The sequence below is a fragment of the Pseudomonas sp. NFACC08-1 genome (assembly GCF_900106735.1).
Taxonomy (GTDB): Bacteria; Pseudomonadota; Gammaproteobacteria; order Pseudomonadales; family Pseudomonadaceae; genus Aquipseudomonas; species Aquipseudomonas fluorescens_Q.
Genome location: NZ_FNNL01000011.1, coordinates 114,581 through 134,228 on the forward strand (window position 1 = coordinate 114,581; position 19,648 = coordinate 134,228).

Annotated in this window: 17 protein-coding genes and 1 pseudogene; 9 read left to right on the forward strand and 9 right to left on the reverse strand. The window is 52.2% G+C overall.

Annotation, left to right across the window (positions count from 1 at the left end; genetic code table 11):
* The 3 genes from BLU76_RS21650 to BLU76_RS21660 are packed head-to-tail and all read left to right on the forward strand — an operon-like array spanning position 1 to position 2,472.
* Entirely contained in the window at positions 1 to 1,209 is a 1,209-nt protein-coding gene (locus tag BLU76_RS21650) for a PfkB family carbohydrate kinase (RefSeq protein WP_092224342.1), read from the forward strand.
* Positions 1,206 to 1,811, forward strand: a complete 606-nt coding sequence (locus BLU76_RS21655; protein WP_092224344.1) for a 7-cyano-7-deazaguanine synthase — start codon at positions 1,206 to 1,208, stop codon at positions 1,809 to 1,811. The genes BLU76_RS21650 and BLU76_RS21655 overlap by 4 nt, the downstream gene beginning before the upstream one ends.
* Positions 1,789 to 2,472, forward strand: coding sequence for a nitroreductase family protein (locus tag BLU76_RS21660; RefSeq protein WP_092224346.1), 684 nt, complete (start codon positions 1,789 to 1,791; stop codon positions 2,470 to 2,472). Before BLU76_RS21655 ends, BLU76_RS21660 begins: the two co-directional genes overlap by 23 nt.
* Here the strand turns inward: BLU76_RS21660 and BLU76_RS21665 are convergent.
* Together BLU76_RS21665 and BLU76_RS21670 are read right to left on the reverse strand one after the other, a co-directional pair.
* On the reverse strand, positions 2,469 to 3,239 hold the full coding sequence (locus BLU76_RS21665; RefSeq protein WP_092224348.1) for an 8-oxoguanine DNA glycosylase: 771 nt from the start codon (positions 3,237 to 3,239) through the stop codon (positions 2,469 to 2,471). The genes BLU76_RS21660 and BLU76_RS21665 overlap by 4 nt on opposite strands.
* A complete protein-coding gene (locus BLU76_RS21670) occupies positions 3,239 to 3,877 on the reverse strand; it encodes a DNA adenine methylase (RefSeq protein WP_256572694.1) in 639 nt (212 codons plus the stop codon). Before BLU76_RS21670 ends, BLU76_RS21665 begins: the two co-directional genes overlap by 1 nt.
* Positions 3,878 to 5,161: 1,284 nt before the next feature.
* Here BLU76_RS21670 and BLU76_RS21675 point away from each other — a divergent pair.
* From BLU76_RS21675 to BLU76_RS21685, 3 genes are all read left to right on the forward strand, one after another.
* The gene (locus BLU76_RS21675; protein WP_092224350.1) at positions 5,162 to 6,025 is read left to right on the forward strand and encodes an integrase domain-containing protein; all 864 of its coding nucleotides are present in this window, start codon (positions 5,162 to 5,164) and stop codon (positions 6,023 to 6,025) included.
* A gap of 414 nt (positions 6,026 to 6,439) precedes the next feature.
* Entirely contained in the window at positions 6,440 to 7,807 is a 1,368-nt protein-coding gene (gene mobH / locus BLU76_RS21680) for a MobH family relaxase (protein WP_092224352.1), read from the forward strand.
* Between the two features lie 245 nt (positions 7,808 to 8,052).
* Positions 8,053 to 8,379 carry a hypothetical protein gene (locus tag BLU76_RS21685; protein ID WP_058543814.1) on the forward strand — a complete coding sequence of 109 codons (327 nt, stop codon included), beginning with the start codon at positions 8,053 to 8,055 and terminating at the stop codon, positions 8,377 to 8,379.
* A 345-nt stretch (positions 8,380 to 8,724) separates the two neighbouring features.
* Here BLU76_RS21685 and BLU76_RS21690 read toward each other — a convergent pair whose 3' ends face one another.
* On the reverse strand, positions 8,725 to 9,252 hold the full coding sequence (locus BLU76_RS21690; RefSeq protein ID WP_092224354.1) for a hypothetical protein: 528 nt from the start codon (positions 9,250 to 9,252) through the stop codon (positions 8,725 to 8,727).
* 67 nt (positions 9,253 to 9,319) lie between these two features.
* Positions 9,320 to 9,517: a hypothetical protein gene (locus BLU76_RS21695; RefSeq protein ID WP_092224356.1), complete on the reverse strand. Its 198-nt coding sequence runs from the start codon at positions 9,515 to 9,517 to the stop codon at positions 9,320 to 9,322.
* A gap of 12 nt (positions 9,518 to 9,529) precedes the next feature.
* On the opposite strand from BLU76_RS21695, the gene BLU76_RS21700 reads away from it, so the two are divergent.
* A complete protein-coding gene (locus BLU76_RS21700; RefSeq protein WP_092224358.1) occupies positions 9,530 to 9,769 on the forward strand; it encodes a DUF2188 domain-containing protein in 240 nt (79 codons plus the stop codon).
* A 695-nt stretch (positions 9,770 to 10,464) separates the two neighbouring features.
* Here BLU76_RS21700 and BLU76_RS21710 read toward each other — a convergent pair.
* From BLU76_RS21710 to BLU76_RS21735, 5 genes are all read right to left on the reverse strand, one after another.
* Positions 10,465 to 11,202 carry a hypothetical protein gene (locus BLU76_RS21710; protein WP_092224362.1) on the reverse strand — a complete coding sequence of 246 codons (738 nt, stop codon included), beginning with the start codon at positions 11,200 to 11,202 and terminating at the stop codon, positions 10,465 to 10,467.
* The gene (locus tag BLU76_RS31040) at positions 11,199 to 12,263 is read right to left on the reverse strand and encodes a J domain-containing protein (RefSeq protein WP_139211643.1); all 1,065 of its coding nucleotides are present in this window, start codon (positions 12,261 to 12,263) and stop codon (positions 11,199 to 11,201) included. The genes BLU76_RS21710 and BLU76_RS31040 overlap by 4 nt, the downstream gene beginning before the upstream one ends.
* 916 nt (positions 12,264 to 13,179) lie before the next feature.
* Positions 13,180 to 13,779 carry a hypothetical protein gene (locus BLU76_RS21720; protein ID WP_092224366.1) on the reverse strand — a complete coding sequence of 200 codons (600 nt, stop codon included), beginning with the start codon at positions 13,777 to 13,779 and terminating at the stop codon, positions 13,180 to 13,182.
* Positions 13,780 to 14,170: 391 nt separating this feature from the next.
* A complete protein-coding gene (locus BLU76_RS21730; RefSeq protein WP_092224368.1) occupies positions 14,171 to 14,947 on the reverse strand; it encodes a hypothetical protein in 777 nt (258 codons plus the stop codon).
* A 49-nt stretch (positions 14,948 to 14,996) separates the two neighbouring features.
* Positions 14,997 to 16,658 carry a hypothetical protein gene (locus BLU76_RS21735; RefSeq protein WP_092224370.1) on the reverse strand — a complete coding sequence of 554 codons (1,662 nt, stop codon included), beginning with the start codon at positions 16,656 to 16,658 and terminating at the stop codon, positions 14,997 to 14,999.
* Positions 16,659 to 16,879: 221 nt separating this feature from the next.
* On the opposite strand from BLU76_RS21735, the pseudogene BLU76_RS21740 reads away from it, so the two are divergent.
* Both BLU76_RS21740 and BLU76_RS31595 read left to right on the forward strand, forming a co-directional pair.
* Positions 16,880 to 17,214 (forward strand): annotated as a pseudogene (locus tag BLU76_RS21740) (DUF4113 domain-containing protein); the annotation flags it as partial.
* Positions 17,215 to 17,585: 371 nt separating this feature from the next.
* Positions 17,586 to 19,340: a hypothetical protein gene (locus BLU76_RS31595; protein WP_092224372.1), complete on the forward strand. Its 1,755-nt coding sequence runs from the start codon at positions 17,586 to 17,588 to the stop codon at positions 19,338 to 19,340.
* Positions 19,341 to 19,648 lie beyond the last annotated feature (308 nt).

The following is a 19,648-nucleotide window of genomic DNA, read 5'->3' on the forward strand; positions in this document are numbered from 1 at the left end:
ATGATCAGCGTATCTGGCGGCGTTTACTACGAACAATGCATGTGCCCCACGTGGCAGGAGCTGTTCGGCTCGGGTGGTCGAGCCGCCACAGCTATCGCGCGCCTGGGCGGGACGGTAAACCTTACGACCTACACGGACAGCACAGCAGAATCGATCCTTCGCATGAGAGCGGCGCTGGAGGGCTTCACCCTGGAGCCGCAGAACATCGATCACAGCCTGCAGTTCCGCTACAGCCACGGGCTGTCCAAACCGTCCATTCACCCAGCGCCCAAGCGCCAAACAAGTCTGCAGCTGACGGCCAGGAACATCGTGCGCTTCGGCTTTCTGGAGGGTGATTGCGTGGTCAATGCCCAAAAGGCGGTTTACGACCCGCAGAGCTCCTACTACCCAGCGCCCTTTCATGAGAACGGCTCCAGGGCTGAGCGGTTGGCACTCATCTTGAACAGGAACGAGGCTGAAGCCCTGCATGGCAGCAGCGTGACGAACGCAGCTGACCTGGCACGCGCGTTATCCACATCCCAGCATGCCGAAATCGTCATCATCAAGATGGGCCCAGCCGGCGCACTCCTCTTCCACGAAAATCGCACACACCACATCCCCTCTTTCGTAACCCCCCAAGTCTGGAAGGTGGGCTCAGGGGACGTGTTCGTCGCCACCTTCGCCTACTTCTGGCTTGAGGATGACCTGACGCCACTGGACGCGGCCCTGCATGCCTCACGGGCGACAGCCTATTACTGCGAATCTCAGGGCTTTGCCTCCAGAGCAGAGCTCAGCACTTACAACCCTGATGCAGCCAGCGTGCCAAAAAAGTCGAAGAGCGGCAAAGCGCCCCTGGTGTACCTGGCGGGCCCTTTCTTCACGTTGTCACAGCTCTGGTTGATTGAAGAGGCGCGTGGCCAGTTGCTGGAGATGGGCCTGAACGTATTCTCTCCAGTGCACGATGTCGGCCATGGCTCGGCGGAGGATGTCGTGCACAAGGATCTCGACGCCATCCATGAGTGCGACCTGATGCTGGCCATCGGTGACGGTCTAGACGCAGGGACGATCTATGAGATCGGCTACGCACGAGCACTCAAGAAGCCAGTCATCATGTACGTGGAAAATGAGTCCGAAGAAGATCAAAAAATGATGCTCGGTTCAGGCTGCATTATCACCGATGACTTCGTCACGGCCATTTACCAGACCGCCTGGAAGGCAGCAGAACTATGAAGCGTGCTCTTCTCCTCTCAGGGGGTATGGACTCCCTCGCCGTCGCCTGGTGGCTACGTCCCGAAATCGGTATCACGCTCGATTACGGACAGTTGGCTGCAGAGGCGGAGATCTCCGCCTCCACCACCCTCTGCAAACAACTCGGTATTGAGCACCACGTCATCTCGATCGATTGCCGTGCAGTCGGCTCCGGTGATATGGCCGGTGGCAAGGCGGACGCACACGCACCGGCGAGTGATTGGTGGCCCTACCGCAACCAGATGCTCGTCACCCTGGCGGCCATGAAGGCAATCAGCCTGGGCGTGAACACGCTTTACCTGGGCACTGTGAAGTCCGATGGCTCGCACCGCGACGGCACGCCGGAGTTCATCGCCGCCATCAATCAGCTGATGGTAATCCAGGAAGGTCAGATGACCGTTGAGGCGCCTGCGATCGAGCTGAGCACCACTGAGCTAGTAAGGACTGCCGGGGTGCCCTCCTCCATGCTGGCCTGGGCTCACAGCTGCCACAAATCCAACGTTCCATGTGGTAACTGCCGAGGCTGCTTCAAGTACTTTGAGGTTTGGCACGAAATCGAACATGAACTGGATCAATCTCAGTAGTCCCAAGGTTAGAGCGCAGCCAGGGCACTATCAGCCGTTCACCTGGCCGGATGGCACCTTCCACGCGCTGCCAGAGATAGAGGACGTCGACGACAAAGGCATCCTCAGCCTCCTCGATCACAGGCGCACCCGGCGCACATTCAATGCCTTGAGTGTTGATCAGCTGGGCCAGCTGCTGTGGCGCAGTACGCGTACGCAGGCCATTGCCGGATCGGACTACGGCTTTGACCTGGAGCTGCGCCCCACACCCTCAGCCGGTGCCATTCACCCCATCCATATCCTGGCCCACATCCCCGGCACGACAAACTGGCGCCGCTACGACAATCGCCGGCACGGCCTTGTTGAGGTACCGGGATCAGTGGAAGCCTTCGCGGGATTGGCGGAGCAGTGCCAACAAACCCTACCCAGCGAGCAGGCGACGCGGTTACTGTTGGTGGCCGAACCTTGGAAGACAGCTACTAAGTATCAGCACGGCGAAAGCCTGATCTGGCGAGACGCCGGAGTACTCCTCGCGATCATGGCATTGATCGCTGAGGCCTTGGACTATGCGTTCTGCCCGTTGGGAATTACAGGTGAGCCCTGGGCTAGCCAACTCGCCCCTTCAGGGATACTCACGGGGGTAGGTGTTGCTCTGCTCGGTGGGCCGGCACCGAAGGGCTAGGCAGCCTTTAAACCAGCCTGGTTCAGCAGGCTGTGAACGACGGTGGGCGCGGACATCATCTGGAACCACATCAACGCATCGAGCTTGGATGGCCGAACCTCAATCGCTTTGCTCAGCGCAAGAAACTCCTCTTCCAGCTGCAGGTAGTGCCGTTCGACTGTAAGGCCCGGCGAGAAAAAGCCAGCCAATGCTCCGGCGCGCAAGATGTGGATATCCAGGATCGCGACATCATCGGCATCAAGCCAGTTGCGGGCAATCCAGGACGCGGTCTTGTAGCCGATGCCTGGCAGCTCCAGCAGCCAGTCTCGAAGGGCCCGTCCAGCATGAAGTGGAACATCCCCTAAGGCCAGGGCTGCGAGCGCCGAATGAAGGTAACGAGCCTTCTGTTTGGCAAAGCGGTAACGTACTGAGCGGCTACCAATTTTCAATGGGGTGGTCAGCCATTCCTGAAGCAGCGCCACACTGGGCACTTCACCGTCGAAGGCACCGAGGTCTCTCAGCTGGGCGAACGCCGCCAGGCCGACGTTCGCGGGGATACCGTGACCACCCAACAGACACGCCCCGATCTCTTCCGCCAACGTGGCACCAAGCTTGTAGTTGAGCGGCTCGGGCTCCTGGTCGTTTGCCCATACCTGATAGGCCCAGTACGCTGGAGTCGGGAACGCTTCGATCAACCCCCAGGAAACGCCAGGCAGCACTTCGCTCATGGCATCAGGGAAATCGCGGCTGTAGAGCTTGGAGTCTACGAACACAACACCGTTTTGCATCACCGGGCCTCCTGAACGGATCCATAGGTCTGCGTGATCCAGTGCAGGAAATCGCTGCGCTCTACCGGATCCATTGCAGAAACACGGTCGCGGAGCCTGGATTGGCGCCGGGCAATGGTCTGCCGCTCGCGGAACGTGTCACCTAAGTAACGGCTGTCGTGAAGCTCTTCTGGGGCAGCGTAGTTCATCCAGACGCATTCCTCCCTGACACCCATGTGCGTCTTGGCCATAAACGTCACCTTCCTCCATCCTTGGAGCGCTTCCTTGTACAGGGCACTGTCGTAGCCGGAGATCATGACCTTGCACGGCACACTGCACAGCGTAGAAAGCAGCTCTTCATGCTGGGCATGATCATATTCGAAACGGTAGATCTTCGCGCGACGACGCGTCTGCGTGACATACGGAGGATCAGCATAGATCAGCTCGCTACCGTCGTACGTGAAACTGCTCAGGTAGCTCGACGCATCACCTTGGATGAGTTCAAGCCCCTCAACCTGGTGATCAGTCCAGGCGCCATGAACAGCAGGATCGACATCCACGCCAATATTGCGAGCCGCAGGCTTCTTGTGACGCAGGACAGCACCCGCACCCAAGTGCGTCTCGATATAGGTCTGATGCGGAGGCATCAGGTTGATCAAGCGCTGGTAGCACTTGCCTTTCCCGCCTGGATATCTCATGCACACATCATCGTCAAAAATGACGATGGTGTCAACGAAGGCTACCGACGAGAGCACTCCGTGAGCGGCAACATCAGGAGGTCAGACGTTCATTTTTTCTGTTGGATTGGCGCGTTCTAGTTCCAAACGGACGGATCTCGGCTCGCGACGAGTCCATCCGCTGCATAGGTCTTCACCAATTGAGGCTCTTAACTATCCCATTGTGGCTGCTAGTTATCATCCGCCTTAGCCTCTCGGCAGAAAGCTCTCAATCCAGATATCAACGTCGTCGACTTGCTCGCCCATGCCTGCGAGCCGTTCGCATGAGCTATGTCATGGCATTAAACGTGATAATCCATTGGAGGGCAGCAGCCGTAATACTCTGCTGAGCATTGTGCAGGCCATCCTGCTGCGCTATTGACGATAAATCAGACGAGATCGGCTCACTCCGACAGAGTTGCTAAGGCTCTATTGACGAGTGACATACTGCATTATCGGAGATCAATTGCCATTCTCACGGCGATCATGGGCAGGCCGCTCCCAGCTCCATCTTTCCCACAAGCTCCCTGTGCAGGCGTGGCATGGGGACCATGCCGCTCCTGTGCAGGGAGCCGACAAGGCCGAAGGCCGCGTCAGTCCCATAGGCAATAATATGTGTGCCCTGCCCGATGACGCGCAACTCATATGAACCGGGCCGTCACTGCAAACCGCAGTGACGGCCCCGCCGACACCCCAACATCACGGGCAAATCCTGAATCCTAAAGAGTGCGGCATACATGATGATGCCCCCATACACTGGCCCAGCAAAAACCTAAGACGACAGGTTCGAGAGTCGTCATCCAACAGCGCAAGACTCCTGCAAGCGCTGATCCAGCAGGATGGAGTTAGCCAGGTATGCAAGGCTCTAAAAGCATACCGACCCATCCCCATGGGCAGAGCCGCTTTTGTCTATCGGATTTATTCCGTCATGTGCCGCTACTGCACCGTCCTAGACAGCGGACCTTGGCACAATGCCGACTGCTTCCACTTAACAATCCCATCCATTTCCTTGGAGTACTCATCAACACTAAAAACTAACTCATCCCGCTCCATCTCCGTCCGATCTTCCAGCAGGAAGCAAGACGGAAGTCTCAGTCGAGACATCGGTGTTTCCTGAACACCGTGCCCCTGCCCTTCGGGGATCTCGCCTAGCGAGTTGGCACCAACACTTACCAATGATTTTCAGGACAGAACAACAACACAAGTCAAAGTGAGCTTGGATCGTATATGGACGATTTGACCTACACCCTGCGGCAACTTTGCCGGCGCAATCGCGATGGCAGTCACAACACTCAGGCCGACCGTATCCGCTCACTGGGGCTGATCGCCCGCCAACTTCGCGAGTCTGGTTTCCGACAGATGAAAGCCCCCTCGCTCAAAGGCAAACACATACTGGCACTGCTGGATCGCTGGCAAGGGGAAGGCCTGTCACCTGGCACCATCAAAAATCGGCTTGCGCACCTTCGATGGTGGGCTGAAAAAATCGGCAAGGCCGGCATTCTCCCCGCGGACAACGCGCAACTGGGTGTGGCCGACCGGCGCTTCGTCACTAACGTCAGCAAAGCCCAGGAACTGGGAACGGACCTTGGCAAGATCACTGACGCCCATGTGCACATGAGCCTCCAGCTTCAGTCGGCGTTTGGATTACGCCGTGAGGAAGCGATCAAATTTCAGCCCAAGTATGCGGATCAAGGAGATCACATTCTCCTCAAGGGCTCATGGACGAAGGGTGGGCGTGATCGCTCTGTGCCGATCACTACTTCGCTACAGCGCGAGGTGCTGAACTCGGCACATCAGCTAGCGGGAGCCGGCTCATTAATCCCGGCTCAGAAAACGTATATCCAGCAGAGAAACACCTACGATGGTCAGTGCAAGGCAGCAGGCCTGAGCCACATGCATGGCCTACGTCATCATTATGCACAAAGCCGTTACTTCGCTTTGACAGGGTGGAAGGCACCGGCGGCAGGGGGAATCTTTTCCAGGGAATTGACCCCAATGCAGCGTTCTCAAGACCGTATCGCTCGACAAATTATCAGCCGTGAACTCGGGCATGAGAGAACACAAATTACTGCGACCTACCTCGGACGATAATTCAAGGCTTTCGACGTCAATGAGCCGTAAGAGTGCGCCCCACTCCCCGCCTCGTTAGCGCCTCGACTTGACCAAGCGTATTTCCAGCCAATACGGATATGCGTAGTGACGCATTTAATCTTTCTACGCTTGCCGGTTGCGTGTCCTATGGACACGAGGCATCGAATGCCAGCTCGGCGAGCATTCCCGGCTTCGGTCACCTGAACGACCCTGCAAGCTTGGATAACTGAGGGCGTCGCAGAAGCCGCCCGCTGCCCGTAGGGAATGCCAACTAATCCGGCTCGCCCGCCTCACGCTTTGCCCACTGACAAGTCTGTATCGGCGCTTCGAAGCCAAGCACTCATCCATATTCATAAGTGCTGCTTCATGTCGTCGCCAAGCGAATACCTCCCTTCCCTCTCGACAGGAGCAATTATGTTCTCACTGTTCCATCGCAAGCTTCGGCGTGCACTCGACCCTAGGGCTGCAGCTAGCCCAACATCACCCGCCGGCCTAACCACTCCCCAATCTGCGGAATCACTCTTGGCCGCTCCCCGCAGACAAAAGTTGCTGAGGCAGATCTGGCAGTGCACCGCCATGTCCCGCCCTCAATTCGATGAACTTTATCTCGACCCAATTAGACGATACGCCGAGCTGGTTCAACTTTTCCCTGCATCCGAAAGTCAGCCCCACGCTTACTCCGGTGGGATGCTGGACCATGGCCTGGAAGTAGTTACGTACGCTCTAAAAATTCGCCGATCACGATTACTGCCCCCAGGAGCTCCACCAGAAGTTCAGATCATCCAAACGGAAGCGTGGAATGCCGCACTGGCATACGCCATTCTGAGTGAAAACCTTGGCAAGATTGCGATTGATCTCCACGTCGAATATTTGGATGGCTGCGCCTGGCACCCATGGCACGGACCGCTGACTCGACCTTACCGAGTACGATACCGAAAAGACCTCGATTATCGACTGCGCGGCCCCGCATCCAGCCTGATGATCCACCAGCTATTAAGCAGCGAAATCTTGGACTGGCTTTCCGCTTTCCCTGAACTGTGGGCCTCGCTCATGGCCCGCTGGTCTGGCCATAGCGAACATACCGGCGCACTCGGCGCGATCATTATTCAAGCCGAACAAGCTTTAGTAACCAAAGCCCCTGCACAGACCGCCACGGCAGCTGAGAGCCATAAGCCAGCGACCATCGCCACACAATCAGATCCATCACTGCCAGATACACCATCAACCGACTATTTCGACTCATTAACGAATCGAATCGGCGAGCCTCCCAAGTGGCCTGAAGATTCCGACTCCGTACCTTTCACCGAATCAGCCCTCTCAGCAGAAGAACCGTCCGAGTCAGACAAGCATGCGAAGCCAAGCGGCGAACACTTCATGGAGTGGCTGATCGAAGGCGTACGCACTCACGAGATCATCATGAATGAAGACCAAGCGCTGGTGCACTCCGTCGAAGACACTCTCTTCTTAGTCACTCCTGGAATATTCCAACGCTACGCGAAAGCATTCCCTCGTCCCGCCTCCATCTCGAAAAAACAGGGGCAGCCTGACTGGGAATGGGTTCAAAAGCTCTTTGGAAAAATGAAACTGCACCGCATGCAAGCGAACGGTCGCTGCATCTGGACATGTGAGCTCAACGGTGCATGCAGAACACGTTTTTTACACGGCTATCTCTTGAAAAAGCACTATGGCTTGATAAGCGACTCGTCCCTCAACAACCCGAATCTGAAGGTGGTGACGCCAGGCAGCGAGAAGCCTCACACAACATTAGGAAACACTCGTTAACCGGTTTCCTGATTGACAGCAAACGCCCTCAGCGGCATTTTTGCTATGCATCTTGCTGATTCGTTCAGCACCAGCCGCCAGGATCTTCAAGACGGCGCTGCGGTTCTCCGCAGGATCCTTCATATGACCGCATAGCTTCCGGCAGCGCGGACAGTCGACTTGAATGTCGATGGAAGCATGACTTTCCCACCCACGACGGGCCTTTCCCGTCGTGGGGAAGGCCTTTTTTGTTTTAGGAGGCCTTAATGAAAATGGAACTGGCGATGTATCAGGCACTGCGCGCAATCGACGTGCCTGAGCTCAAAGCTGAAGCCGTTATCCAAGCATTGGAATCTGACATGCTCACATTACTCGCTACGAAAAGTGATCTCACAAACCTTGACCAGCGGTTGACCGCCGAGATCGGTAGAACAACTGCTGAAATCGGCAAGGCGACAGCTGAGATCGCTAATACTAATCATCGGCTGACCGCAGAGATCGCTAAATCCGATCTCAAGTTGTCCATCCGTATGGCTTCCATGCTCGCCGTGACGATCGGCATCTTGATCGGGGCGATGAAAGTCTTCTTATAGTTTTCCTCTGCGATTACTGGAACCATCAAAACCACCTATCATTCGATAGGTGGTTTTTTTGCGATCTCTTCAGCGATACGCGTGGGCTCGTGTGGTGAAAACACGGGCAATACCAAACAAGGACTGGCCAGATTAGAGGGAGGAAGTCAGGCCTGGCACCCTCTGCTGAGGCCATGGATGGGCAAAGGTAGAGTGGCCGCCGACGCCCCTAATGATTTCTCGCAATAGCCGCTCGACCGGCCGAAGTCGGCCCAAAGCAATCGCTCGCTGCGAACATCACTACTCAAGAAACTTCCCCGAATGAGTTCTGAACCGTTGCCAGAACAGCCTCGCTCCTATTACACATCAGCAGGGTAAAAATTCCATACTGAGGTAATCCAATTGGTTTTTCGTAGCCTCAATTTTACCAATGATGAGTTCGAGCGATTTTTTGGAAAATTGGACAAGTTCATGCTCAAGTCCCCTCTTGCTGAATTTAATTTTGACTTGGGTGTACCCATCCTCATTGGTGTGCATCCAATTCGCATGAACAACCTTGTTGCGAAGGCTTCCACATTCCCGAAGATCTGACAGGAGCTGTGAGAACCAAGCAGGCTGATCGGCTCTTTCACGGAAAAAATCAGAAGTGAATCGCTCGAACAAATCCAGCTTAGTGGCATACATCATATTACCCACGACCAAGAGGCCCTTTTGATCTGTTCGGTCAGATATGAATCCGCATAAAATATTATCGATGTCCGCCTCAAGAGTATTAAACCAGAGGACAACCTTTCCGATGAGAGGCATCAACTCGTAGACGTACTCATACGCATTATCCGTATCTCCGAGGCCTTCAATAATCAGTTGGCCTACCGGTATAGTCTTTGTCCTCATGGGTATCCGATCCTCTGAGTTCATCCGGCGCATACAGTACCGTCTCAACACTGACGTTACGAGTGCATCAGGTCGACCAGCGCAGGTCAAATAGCTCCATGACGGTCAGCTTAGGATAGATTTCCGCTATCGTCACAAGCATCGCAATCGACGCTAAGCCTCGCCATAGCCAGTAAGCAAGATGGTCAAACCTGATCCTTTGGGGTGCAAGATCATCAGCGGGCAGATGGCGATTTCTTAAGCTATAAATGGAGATGTCCAGCATAGGAGTTCCACGATGAGCAAACCCCAAGATCGCACTATTTCCCAACGTCCAGATGGAAAGTGGGAAAACAAACGCAACGACTCCGACCGAGCCTCGAGCTTGCATAATACTCAGGCCGAGGCGCAGCAAGCCGCCCGGGAAATGCTGCAAAACCAAGGTGGCGGTGAAATGACCACAAAGGGACGCGACGGCCAGTTCCGAGCCAAAGACACCATTAAGCCCGGTAACGATCCCCATAATGTAAAAGGTTGACGTAGTTATACCCTCACTAGGAGGGCCGCAATTGGCCAAAAGCAGATATTTAAAGCTGGGAAATCAACTCATCCCTTTTTCCAAAGTAGGTGCAAATGGTAGCTCTCTCTGTTTTTCAGGACCTTGATGTTGGATGGGGTCGCCACCGACGCCGTCGGGCAAGTTGCGCTCTTCACTACGGGTGATCCGGGACCGGCTCCTGATTCCGCACTGCCCTCCGTCGAGAACTCCGAAGAACCGGTCCTTTCATTGCCGGAGGGATCCGATGTAGATCGTCTCACTGTCATGGCTGGCGCAACGCTTTCGTTGAGTTTGCCAAACGTGGACTCTTTGCGTATGACTGGTCGGACGTTCATCGCGATGCATGCCAGGTCTTGAGGGGGTATGAGCTGCAATACCGTCCACTGAATCCACTGGCACTTTTCGACTTGCTATCCCTTTACGGGCATTGGCTGAGGTTACTCGCTTATCTGACGTAACATTCGGAGCATCCGTAATAGTGATAGGTGATCAGGTTTCTTAGTCTTCATTCGGCGGTTACGGGCCGCTTTTTTTGGCCGGAAGCATTCAGCTCAGGCAGCGACCGGCGAAAAGCGGCTAATTGCAGATGGCTACTATGTCGGAAAAGCTCAGGATTTGTGTTTTTTACTGAAGGCGTTTGGGGTGTCTAATCCCTTGATCGGCCAAATAAAATTTTATTGGCCAGACCATGCGGTGGAGTACCCTTTGGTCTGGCAATGCTTGTACATACCTTTGAAGTCATGAATCCCTAGTCGCGTAAGTTCCCGATGGATTTCCTTTAAAATGATCACCCCATTGTTAACATCAAGCGCCAGCATAGGGTTTGTTACAACGCTTTCAATGTGTGCAAATTCCACTTCATGTCGATCAAAAAATGGAGTACCTGTAAATTCGCAGTGCGCGATATTGAGCTCTGCAATCCTCTGACTCTTTAATAAGGGGCGATTATTCCTGATGTCATCTAAAAAAACCTCCTTCAGATCACGAACCTGTGACAGGTTTAAAATCCGCTCATAAGATTGCATGGCGACCTGAAGATATAATTTGGTTCGACCATCCGCCAAATGCATTCTAACATCAATCAGCGCCCTCAATGTCGGGCCTGAAATATGTTCAACTCCGTTAATTTCGATAATTTGAGCTGCGCTTAAAACCCCAGGAATGCCTTGATACACCAAGGGTCTTTCGGCTTTAGAATTCCCTGTTCTCAATATGGCCGAAAGACTGCCGATCGCTATATAGGGAATACCATTAACGCAAATTTTTGTGCTGAGAAAAAATGCATTTACAATAGCGGTTATATGCTTTGAACTGAGGGCGGCAAATGTACCCTTTATTATTAGCTCGACTTCATTTCGCTGTGTTAATTCGCTCAGAGGATGGTATATCACAGAGGGTAAGTTTTGCGTCATGCTTTGCCCACCATCCGCTTATACATCCTATTAATGCAAGACATGATCTCGGCATAATCTATTGATGTATCACCTTGATTCTTATCCGGATGGAACTCACTTGCAAGCTTAGCTCGCCACGCCTTAGCAACATCTTCATCTACATAATGAAGTCTTTTGATACCAAGCTCTTGGTCGAAAACCCCCATTTGATTATGCGTCAAAAGAAATGCCAGCTTTCTCTTTTTCGTCCAGAAATACTGATCGGCCAATTCTGCATTTCGCTTGGCATTTAGCAATGCTATGTGCTCAAGACCTGCAAGACGAATGTATTTCTTCCCATTTGCGGAAACTTTTAAAGATCCAATCAGGATTAAAAATGCACCTGCAAGGTCTTCCTCATCAGATAAGCCATATGCCGCAAAAAAATCATCAACCATTTCAGCTTGGATAACGCAGCTAACATTTTCAGCCCCACCTGCATTAAGCCAAAGTGCTCCTTCACTACTCAGCCTAGCATCAGTTAACATCCCCCAATATCCGCGATCTTCTTCGCCCTGATCCGTTTTGATACGGTTAAAATTTACAAACTGGTACTTCCCAGCGGTTGTGTATTCATCTCCAAGGTCTTTCTCTTTATTCTGATCATTTTGTTCCAACGTGATGATTTTTTTCAAAATCAAACTAAGATTTTGACGTACTCCGGTACCCGTTATAGAATCACTTTCTGAGCTAGCGCCTGCTCTTTTGTTGCTTGGCAACCTTAAACCAGCCTGGGCTCTCAGCGCAGCCGCAGCACTGGAATCGACATGCTCATTTAAGTCATCTGTTACATCGCTACTAATATTTTCTACCGGCGACTCTCGGATATCAGATAAGCCAAGCGAGCAACCCTCAGCGTGCGGGAAGGCTCCGAAACATGCAGCTTGCCCGTTGCGAGACGCTTTCCTAAAAAAGGCAGTTGCATGACACTCAGTGCATATAAGATGCCTTCTCTTGATTGCGAGCTCACCAGGATGCAATTTTGAGAAATCAAGCGCATCGTATACTCTATCATCCAAAACACATTTGGCTATATCCATGATCTGTCTCAGATTCCATACAAAGTAAACTTAATTTAAGTTCTACGTCACGTGTCAGCACTGCAGAGCTAGCAAAGGTTGTCCGTAGCATCTCACTGTCGCCTCCTAAATCTTGGAACTTTACAGTGTGCACCGACTCGCTCATTCGATACTGACCTCAATCCTAGGTGGTAGGCTGAATCGGCATTCTACGCATTCATGTGTGCGAGTGACAGATATCGAGCCCTACGTAGCCAGGCCGTCCATAAGCCTCATCGTCGGCATAAAGGGATCGAGAGGGGCGCTGGGGGGAGTCACCTAAATTCCACACCGTCAGAGAGGAGCGAGCGTCCTGACAGGAAGGACTGGCGGTTAAAAACCCTTTCCAGCAAAGTCTGTGCGCACTCGCGCCTCCAATTCATAGCTGGAGTTTAGATCCGCGACTAGAGCACTATAGATCCAAACATCGGTTTTCTAAAGAGCCGACTATACAGAGTCACTGACTGGCCGTTAGCTGCCTTTGGCGACAGGCAGCAGCCGGCCAAAAGCAGCCATCCAATGACCTCTATCGAACTAGGGGCAATTCAGACTGTATCGTCTGTGAGACCTTACATATTGAGCCCTAGAAGGAGCGCCTGCCCAAACCATCATAGTAGCCATGCTGAAGCAGCCAGAGGGCCGCTCGCAGGGCACCGGCCGCATGGTGAAGAAACATTGCTGGCATAGCGATGGTTGGCGGCAGCACAGATCTCATTGCCGCCGGAGGCCAGGCAGCGATCTGCGCCACCATAGTGCTCTCCAGCCGACTCGAACTGGCTGATGCGCGAGCGAGAGAGCTGGCGAAAGCATATGTCTGTGCCCTTATTGCAGCGAAGATGCATGAGCCTACATATAAAGCATTACGCGTGCAGAGGCTGCCCGGGAATAGATCGTTTGATTATTTTGCCGAGGGCAAGTGATTGTCCAAATGCAAAAGAAGGGCTACATATGCGTCATACATCTCTCGGTACTGCTCCTGTTCTATTACATAAGTCTCACCGAGCTTGCCGGTGTTCGTGTTTTTTTGAAAGTCGTCGTCAACGATTCCATAATTATGGATGCATATGTGGCGTACCTGGAAGGCAAGATTTATTTTACTTAATCGATCTTCTATTGGCGAAAAGTCGTGACCAGCTGTATTTAGGGCTTTTATTACATCGTTAAATCTTTGGTAGAAGCCTTTTCCGGAGCCTTTTTTATATTCGAATATTTCGAAGGTTTTCTTGAAAAATAGCTCTATATCTGAGCATAGTGAGATCACGCAAAGTTGGAAAATACGCTCATAGACATCTCCGATTCCGAAAGACATTCGGTAGTCGAACATTGTCTTGATGCTTTTGTCCCAGTTTAGTTTTTTTGTTGCTTCTTCATTAAAAATAAAAGATTTGTCGTTTTCCTTGGCAGTTATGGCATGCATGAAAATCAAATTGTTTGTGCGCTCCAGAACTGTGATGTAGTGCCATCGTGTATGCGGATGTTTAAAGTCACTGGCCTGCATCTCAAGTCCTTTCATCTGCGAATATTACGGGATGAAGGACTTTAGCTGGCGGTTGCAGGGGGTCGCAAGCCCGTGCTGAACAGACACGATGATGCAGAGGCTCAGCGTCTACTCGAGAGACTGTTTTTGGCCGGAGGCTGCCAAAGCCCGAGGTGTACGGTTTGATCCAAAGCCTTCACTGACTTCGACGCAGATTGCGCACGGATGGGAAATATCTATGCCGGAAAACCCATTGCCGAGATTTCGAAGCTGTTCGGAGTGCATCGCGCAACTAACTACCGGGCGCTGGACAAAGACAGCAGTAAGTACGCCTAACCCCTCCTGGCCTGCTTCGGCGAAGCCGCTTTATCCTGCACGTTACGGGCAGGGCATCGAGCGTAATCGGCATCGTCTAACCGTTACTGGCTTTACGGTCCTGATCAACAGCTTTCATGAGCCAAGACGGCGGTTCGCCTCCGTCCTGCTCGTAGAGGTTTTCAGGAACATTCTTCCAAAATTCAATAATGGCCTCTGAGAATTCTTGAGCCTGAGCCTCTGTCACCTGCAAATGGCTGTGGTTCAGCCACTCGATCTCCGTAGCTGGCAGGTCGAATTTTGGATTGACGGGGTCAATCAGGTATTTCGGGAAATCGCGTTTTAACTCAGCAAGGGATTTTCCATCCCCATGCTTGAAGATGTTTATGACACAGCGGCATTGATTCAGCACTGCCAGGTAGCTTTGGCCCTGTATAGGCCAGCCTAGACTCACTAGCAGTTCCATTATCTTCGGGAAGTCTGCCCCCCACACAGCCCCAATTGCACGGGAACCGAGCCCCCACCGGCGCAGTTCATCCACTATCCATTTTTTGAGGTTCTTTTCCCAGGCATGAAACATACCGGCCACGACGCTGAGCCTGGTTTGCTCCCGCATTTCATCCAACTGTCGATAGAACTCGATGGCAACGCTTTCGGCTTCCTCATAGATCGCGCCTTCATCATCCCGATCCGGGTCAAAAAGCTCGCCTCGACGCTCAAGCCATGCCTCTGCTGCCTTATCAGCATCTGCATTGATGTTGTCGAACTGGCTCATGAGTCGGGTGTTGGCTTCGTTTACGTAGAAACAGTGCTGCTGGATCAGAAACTCCCTGTATGGCTTCCACATCTGCATGAGAACCTGTGGTTTGGACATTTCTGCACCTCGCTGAAAGAGTGGAAGGAGTCGCTCGCCGCTTCGGTGACTAGGGAGTCATGAATCCTTGGTATGTACCCGATGCGGGTGGGGTTGAAGGCGGAGGTGGCGGAGCCTTTACTGAGGGTCTATTCAACCTGGCCGCTGCCTTCTCCGCCTTGCGCTGCTCGCGCTTCTGAGCTTCCTCAAACTCTCGCATCGGGTGCGTTACGAAATGCTGCTTGTAGGCCTTCAATAGGCCCACGTCTTTGCTGGCCACAGCTTGAGCAAGTACGTAGTTGGCGTCACGTATCTGGATATCAAGTTTTGGGTTCTTCGCCTGTGCGGCATTGACCAGTGCAATGGCAGCTTCAGAGAGCTTGCCGCTGGTCCATAGCTCGAATCGGTGAGCGGTGCTCGCCCATTCCGAATGCGTTTTTACGAATCCCCTTATCACCGGAATGCGCTTGCTGAGCCACTTTTCTACTTCGTCATCTCCCAGCGTGCTAATCGGGTGTATGCCTTTACACTCGATAAAAACGACTTCGTGATTAGGCCGTTGCGCCAAAACGTCGATCTCGGCCTCCGCTCCGATGCTATCTTTGACGATCCGGTTCATCTCTTGGGAATACCCTAGGAATGTGGACCTTGCGATTTGGGCTACTGCGAACTCGAACAAGCTGCCACGCAACGTTGAGGCGGCGCCTTCAATCCGAGAGAGGTCGTTAAAGATCTTGTCCAGGGCATCCGGATTCTGGGTGAGCTTCGCTGTGTCGGTCAGCACCGCACAGAGACTTTTCAGTGCCTGCGCCACATCGCGGCCAAAAAGGCTTTCGGTGGTCGCCGGTATGATGCCTTTTTCCCTGAGGAGGTCGAATGCCTCATCGGAGTACCTTTCAGCGACGAACACCTGAAGGCATTTACCCACCTTTTTGAGGCTACGCAACGTGACGCATTTGTTTACGAAGCCTGCCAGTTGGTCAACGCCAACAATGCCATTGAGCGCGAGGTCGCAGACAAAAAAGCCTGGTTTCAAAGTGGCATCAACATACTCTCGCATCGGAAACAGATAGGAGGGGCCTGCTAGGTCCCAATTGAACGTTCCGACCTTAGGTAATGCTTCCAGGCTCTCGTCTTCTCGGGTTTCCACGGTGTCATAGCTGACCATGCCCAAATTTCGAGACCAGTCCCTGACCGCCAACAGTGCCACCTTTTCAGCGATGAGACGGCCTTTCATCTTCGCCCAGACAGATGGCTCATCTAGCATTTGTTGCTGATCGCATCTCACCACGCACAGCTCCCCACCTGGTACTAAAACCTCCTTCACGAGGGTCGCTTTTACCAGTCTCTCCAGCAGGCTTTCTGCGGAAATGTGCTTTTTTTGAGCAACGGGCGCGCCGCAGGCGATCAGAAAATGCGCTCGGGGCATCATGTTGCCCCGAAGCTCCAAAGCCTTTAACGCCCCAAAGTATGTGCTCCTTGTCTTCTTTAAAGCTGCCATCAGCTTGTCGAAGAAATATGGAGATCCATATTCTTCCTGAAGGTAAATGAAGCGTGCCCGATGCGGAAAGATGACGTGGTTGAGCCGGTTCACGCCAAGGTTGCCCCGCTCGACCCGTTTCCGGGCTGCCTCAGCATTCAATCCATACTTTGTCTCAAGCAACTTGGATAAATCGCCGCTAAGCATGGGGCCATTTTGCTTCAGGAGGTCGGTAAGAGCGGTGTCGGCCATCGTCGTTCTCGGCTTGTGTCACACAGCGCTATTTATACTCCTTGTAAACAAGGTGCCGCATCTCTTTTCACGTCCGTTGTCCGACATAGGAAAATCGGGCCTTCCAAGCAGGAAAAACCGGTTTTTTGGGAAAAATGTCACAATGCTGTTTATGTCAGCGAAATCACCCTGAAGTTTTCGGCGTAGCCGGTCAAGCCTTGCGGATCACATGGTTTCACCGCGTCCCGCGACGTACCAATGCTGTACGGTTACTGACAAAGGCCGCCACCGAAGCGATCAACCGCCTGTTCCGACCTAGCTTCAAACACAGCAAAGCTGAAGTACTGCTATTGGATCTCTGTCAGCCAGGCGAGTTTACGGACGACCTCTTCGCTCACTTCAAGCCTGTAGCTGCCAAAAAGGTAATGAGCGTCCTGGATGATATCAACACGCGGTGGGGACGCGGGACGCTTCGGCTGGCAAGCGTGGCTAGCTCACCGGCTGGTCAATGCACCGCCACCTTATCAGCAAAAGCTACACAACGCGTCTTGGCCAATGGACCGTGAAATGTAACTGAGCATCCGCGAAAGGACCGGATTCGGCTATGCTCCGGGCAGGAAAATCCTTTCTGAAGCCAAGGGATGGATAACGACTTTTGTATTTGCGCTGACAGTCCTGATCGAGCAACAAAAAACGTCTCACTACCACTATCAAGGCTCGGATTGCCGAGAACCGTGGTATAGCGTCTGAAGCCGAGATAGACAACTGGCTACAGCATGTCAACAGATTTGAGAGTGAGGCTTTGGGCACACTCAGCAACATATTGTGATTCTGTAAATGCCGGTATAGTCAGCCAGCACTGTTCCGGCTCCTGCTTCTGCTTCTGCATGAGCCGCAGGCTCGCGGGCGGGAGTTAAAACATCATTTAGTCAAGGGAATGAATTTATTATGATCAAACGAATGGACAAAATCGCCATAACCAATGTTAAGGGGATCGAAAACTCTGTTTTTGATGTTCAGCTTATTCCAAACAAGCCGACACTCATTGTAGCGCCCAACGGTTTCGGAAAAAGCTCCATTACTGCCGCTTTTGGTTCCCTGCGGTTGAAGAGGATGGAGCTGGATAAGGACGAACGCCACAAGGGGGATGAAGACCTACATCCATCTCTTAAAATCAGTTATACCATGCAGGATGGAAGTAAGATTGAAAAAGAAGCGAATCATACAAAAAATGAGCTAACAGCGACATTTGGCGTTCATGTAATTAATAGCCAATTGGTCTCAAAAGCAAAAAAACTCAAAATTGCGGGCGCTAACATTGTCACTTCAGCAATTGAAGTCACTCCAGTCGTACTGATCAAAAATATTCCTCCAAAAGAAAAATTTAGCTACTCCTTCGCGGCAGCAAAAGGTGCCTTCGGGAAAAACGGGAAGGTCTTACCAAACATTTCCAACTTTCTTGTCGACAACCGTGTGATGGCCAAAATTTGGAATCAGGTCGATTTTAATAAACAGGATCAGGCCGGTGTTAAGAAGGCTATAAAAACTTTACAGGATGAGATCAACGCCGGAACTGGAAATTCGGATAAAATCCTTGCCAGTGTTGAAGATGAAACAATACAAGCGGTGTCAACCATTGACTTTGTTAGCGGCATTTTGGCAGCATTCGCGGAATCAGGATTAAACCATGCCTCGCAAATTGAGGCCATCCTCGCAGCTTTACAGATTGGTGATATTCACGCCAGCGACAAGGCCGCTTTTAAAAAGGCAGGGGAGCGAGCTAATTATGCGTTCGAAAAAGCGGCCTACGTTGAGGTCTTCACTGCGCTGAAAGGCACTTGGCGTAATATTCAGCCAAAGGAAACAGCGGATGGACTTGTGATTGCCTTTCCGAAGGCAAATCAGATTTCCAACGGAGAGCGAGATATCATTTGCTTTGTAGCTCAGTTGAAAAAGGCCAAGCTGCAACTCAAGAAAAACAAGGCCGTTATCTTAGTAATTGATGAGATATTTGACTATCTGGATGACGCCAATCTGGTTGCCTGCCAGTATTATCTGACACAAATGATTGCGGAACTGAAATCTGAAGGGCGCCAAATTTTCCCATTAATTATGACTCATTTAAATCCTGGATTCTTCAGGAATTTTACTTTTAGCGATCAAAAAGTTTGCTACCTAAACAAAATTGCGGTCGCGGACAAAGCGGTAGAAAGCATAATTTCCAAACGAGATGACCCTGCCATATCGGATGCAATTTCGAAGCACTTCCTGCACTTCCACTCTGACGACATGGATCTATCTAACGAGTTTCAGGCCCTAGGGCTCCCCGCTGGACTGGCTACGGCGTCTCAATTTTCAGTACATTGTGCCAGTCATATGCAGAGATATGTGGAAGGTAAGGGTTTCGACCCCCTTGCGGTTTGCAGTGGCGTGCGCCGACAGGTAGAGCAATTGAGCTTCGATTTATTAGCGGAAGAGTCCCAAGGAGAGTTCCTATCAACACACAAAACCGTCAACAAATTACAATTCGCACAGTCTGCGGGAGCCACCGTTCCTGAAGTCTATTTTTTGCTGGCGGTTATCTATAATGATGCGATGCATGTCAGGGCCAACCAAGATAATTTTTCCGGATTAGGAGCAAAACTGGCTAACCTGACCATCAAGCACATGATTTCCACATTGATTCAACCTGAGGCCCCATAAGCTACCGGCCTACTTCGGCGAAGCCGCTTTTGCCAAGCGGACAGGATGCTCCTGAGTGGCAGCTATTGGCCGATTGTGTTGAAAAAGTCGGTTTTTCCAGGCTGCCCGCATACTGACTGCTGAAAACGGCCTTTCTCGCGCGCAGCTACGTGAAATCTGAGCCCGGAACCCTCTGCTCAAAATAAAGATTTCAATCTCAGGCGCGTGCTTTTCTGCCATGGAAACGGTGGTCGACTTTTTCAACAGAATCGGCCGTGAGCGGACGAAGTCGAACGTCCATGACCGTGCCATTTACGCTCTATTTCCCA

Coding starts and splice junctions, on each gene's coding strand:
- BLU76_RS21655 (WP_092224344.1), top strand. CDS start 1,206: ATGAAGCGTGCTCTTCTCCTCTCAGGGGGTATGGACTCCCTCGCCGTC.
- BLU76_RS21695 (WP_092224356.1), bottom strand. CDS start 9,517: ATGCTGGACATCTCCATTTATAGCTTAAGAAATCGCCATCTGCCCGCT.
- BLU76_RS21665 (WP_092224348.1), bottom strand. CDS start 3,239: ATGCAAAACGGTGTTGTGTTCGTAGACTCCAAGCTCTACAGCCGCGAT.
- BLU76_RS21690 (WP_092224354.1), bottom strand. CDS start 9,252: ATGAGGACAAAGACTATACCGGTAGGCCAACTGATTATTGAAGGCCTC.
- BLU76_RS21650 (WP_092224342.1), top strand. CDS start 1: ATGATCAGCGTATCTGGCGGCGTTTACTACGAACAATGCATGTGCCCC.
- BLU76_RS21730 (WP_092224368.1), bottom strand. CDS start 14,947: ATGTCCAAACCACAGGTTCTCATGCAGATGTGGAAGCCATACAGGGAG.
- BLU76_RS31595 (WP_092224372.1), top strand. CDS start 17,586: ATGATCAAACGAATGGACAAAATCGCCATAACCAATGTTAAGGGGATC.
- BLU76_RS21710 (WP_092224362.1), bottom strand. CDS start 11,202: ATGACGCAAAACTTACCCTCTGTGATATACCATCCTCTGAGCGAATTA.
- BLU76_RS21675 (WP_092224350.1), top strand. CDS start 5,162: ATGGACGATTTGACCTACACCCTGCGGCAACTTTGCCGGCGCAATCGC.
- BLU76_RS21735 (WP_092224370.1), bottom strand. CDS start 16,658: ATGGCCGACACCGCTCTTACCGACCTCCTGAAGCAAAATGGCCCCATG.
- mobH (WP_092224352.1), top strand. CDS start 6,440: ATGTTCTCACTGTTCCATCGCAAGCTTCGGCGTGCACTCGACCCTAGG.
- BLU76_RS21660 (WP_092224346.1), top strand. CDS start 1,789: ATGAACTGGATCAATCTCAGTAGTCCCAAGGTTAGAGCGCAGCCAGGG.
- BLU76_RS21700 (WP_092224358.1), top strand. CDS start 9,530: ATGAGCAAACCCCAAGATCGCACTATTTCCCAACGTCCAGATGGAAAG.
- BLU76_RS21685 (WP_058543814.1), top strand. CDS start 8,053: ATGAAAATGGAACTGGCGATGTATCAGGCACTGCGCGCAATCGACGTG.
- BLU76_RS21720 (WP_092224366.1), bottom strand. CDS start 13,779: ATGCAGGCCAGTGACTTTAAACATCCGCATACACGATGGCACTACATC.
- BLU76_RS31040 (WP_139211643.1), bottom strand. CDS start 12,263: ATGGATATAGCCAAATGTGTTTTGGATGATAGAGTATACGATGCGCTT.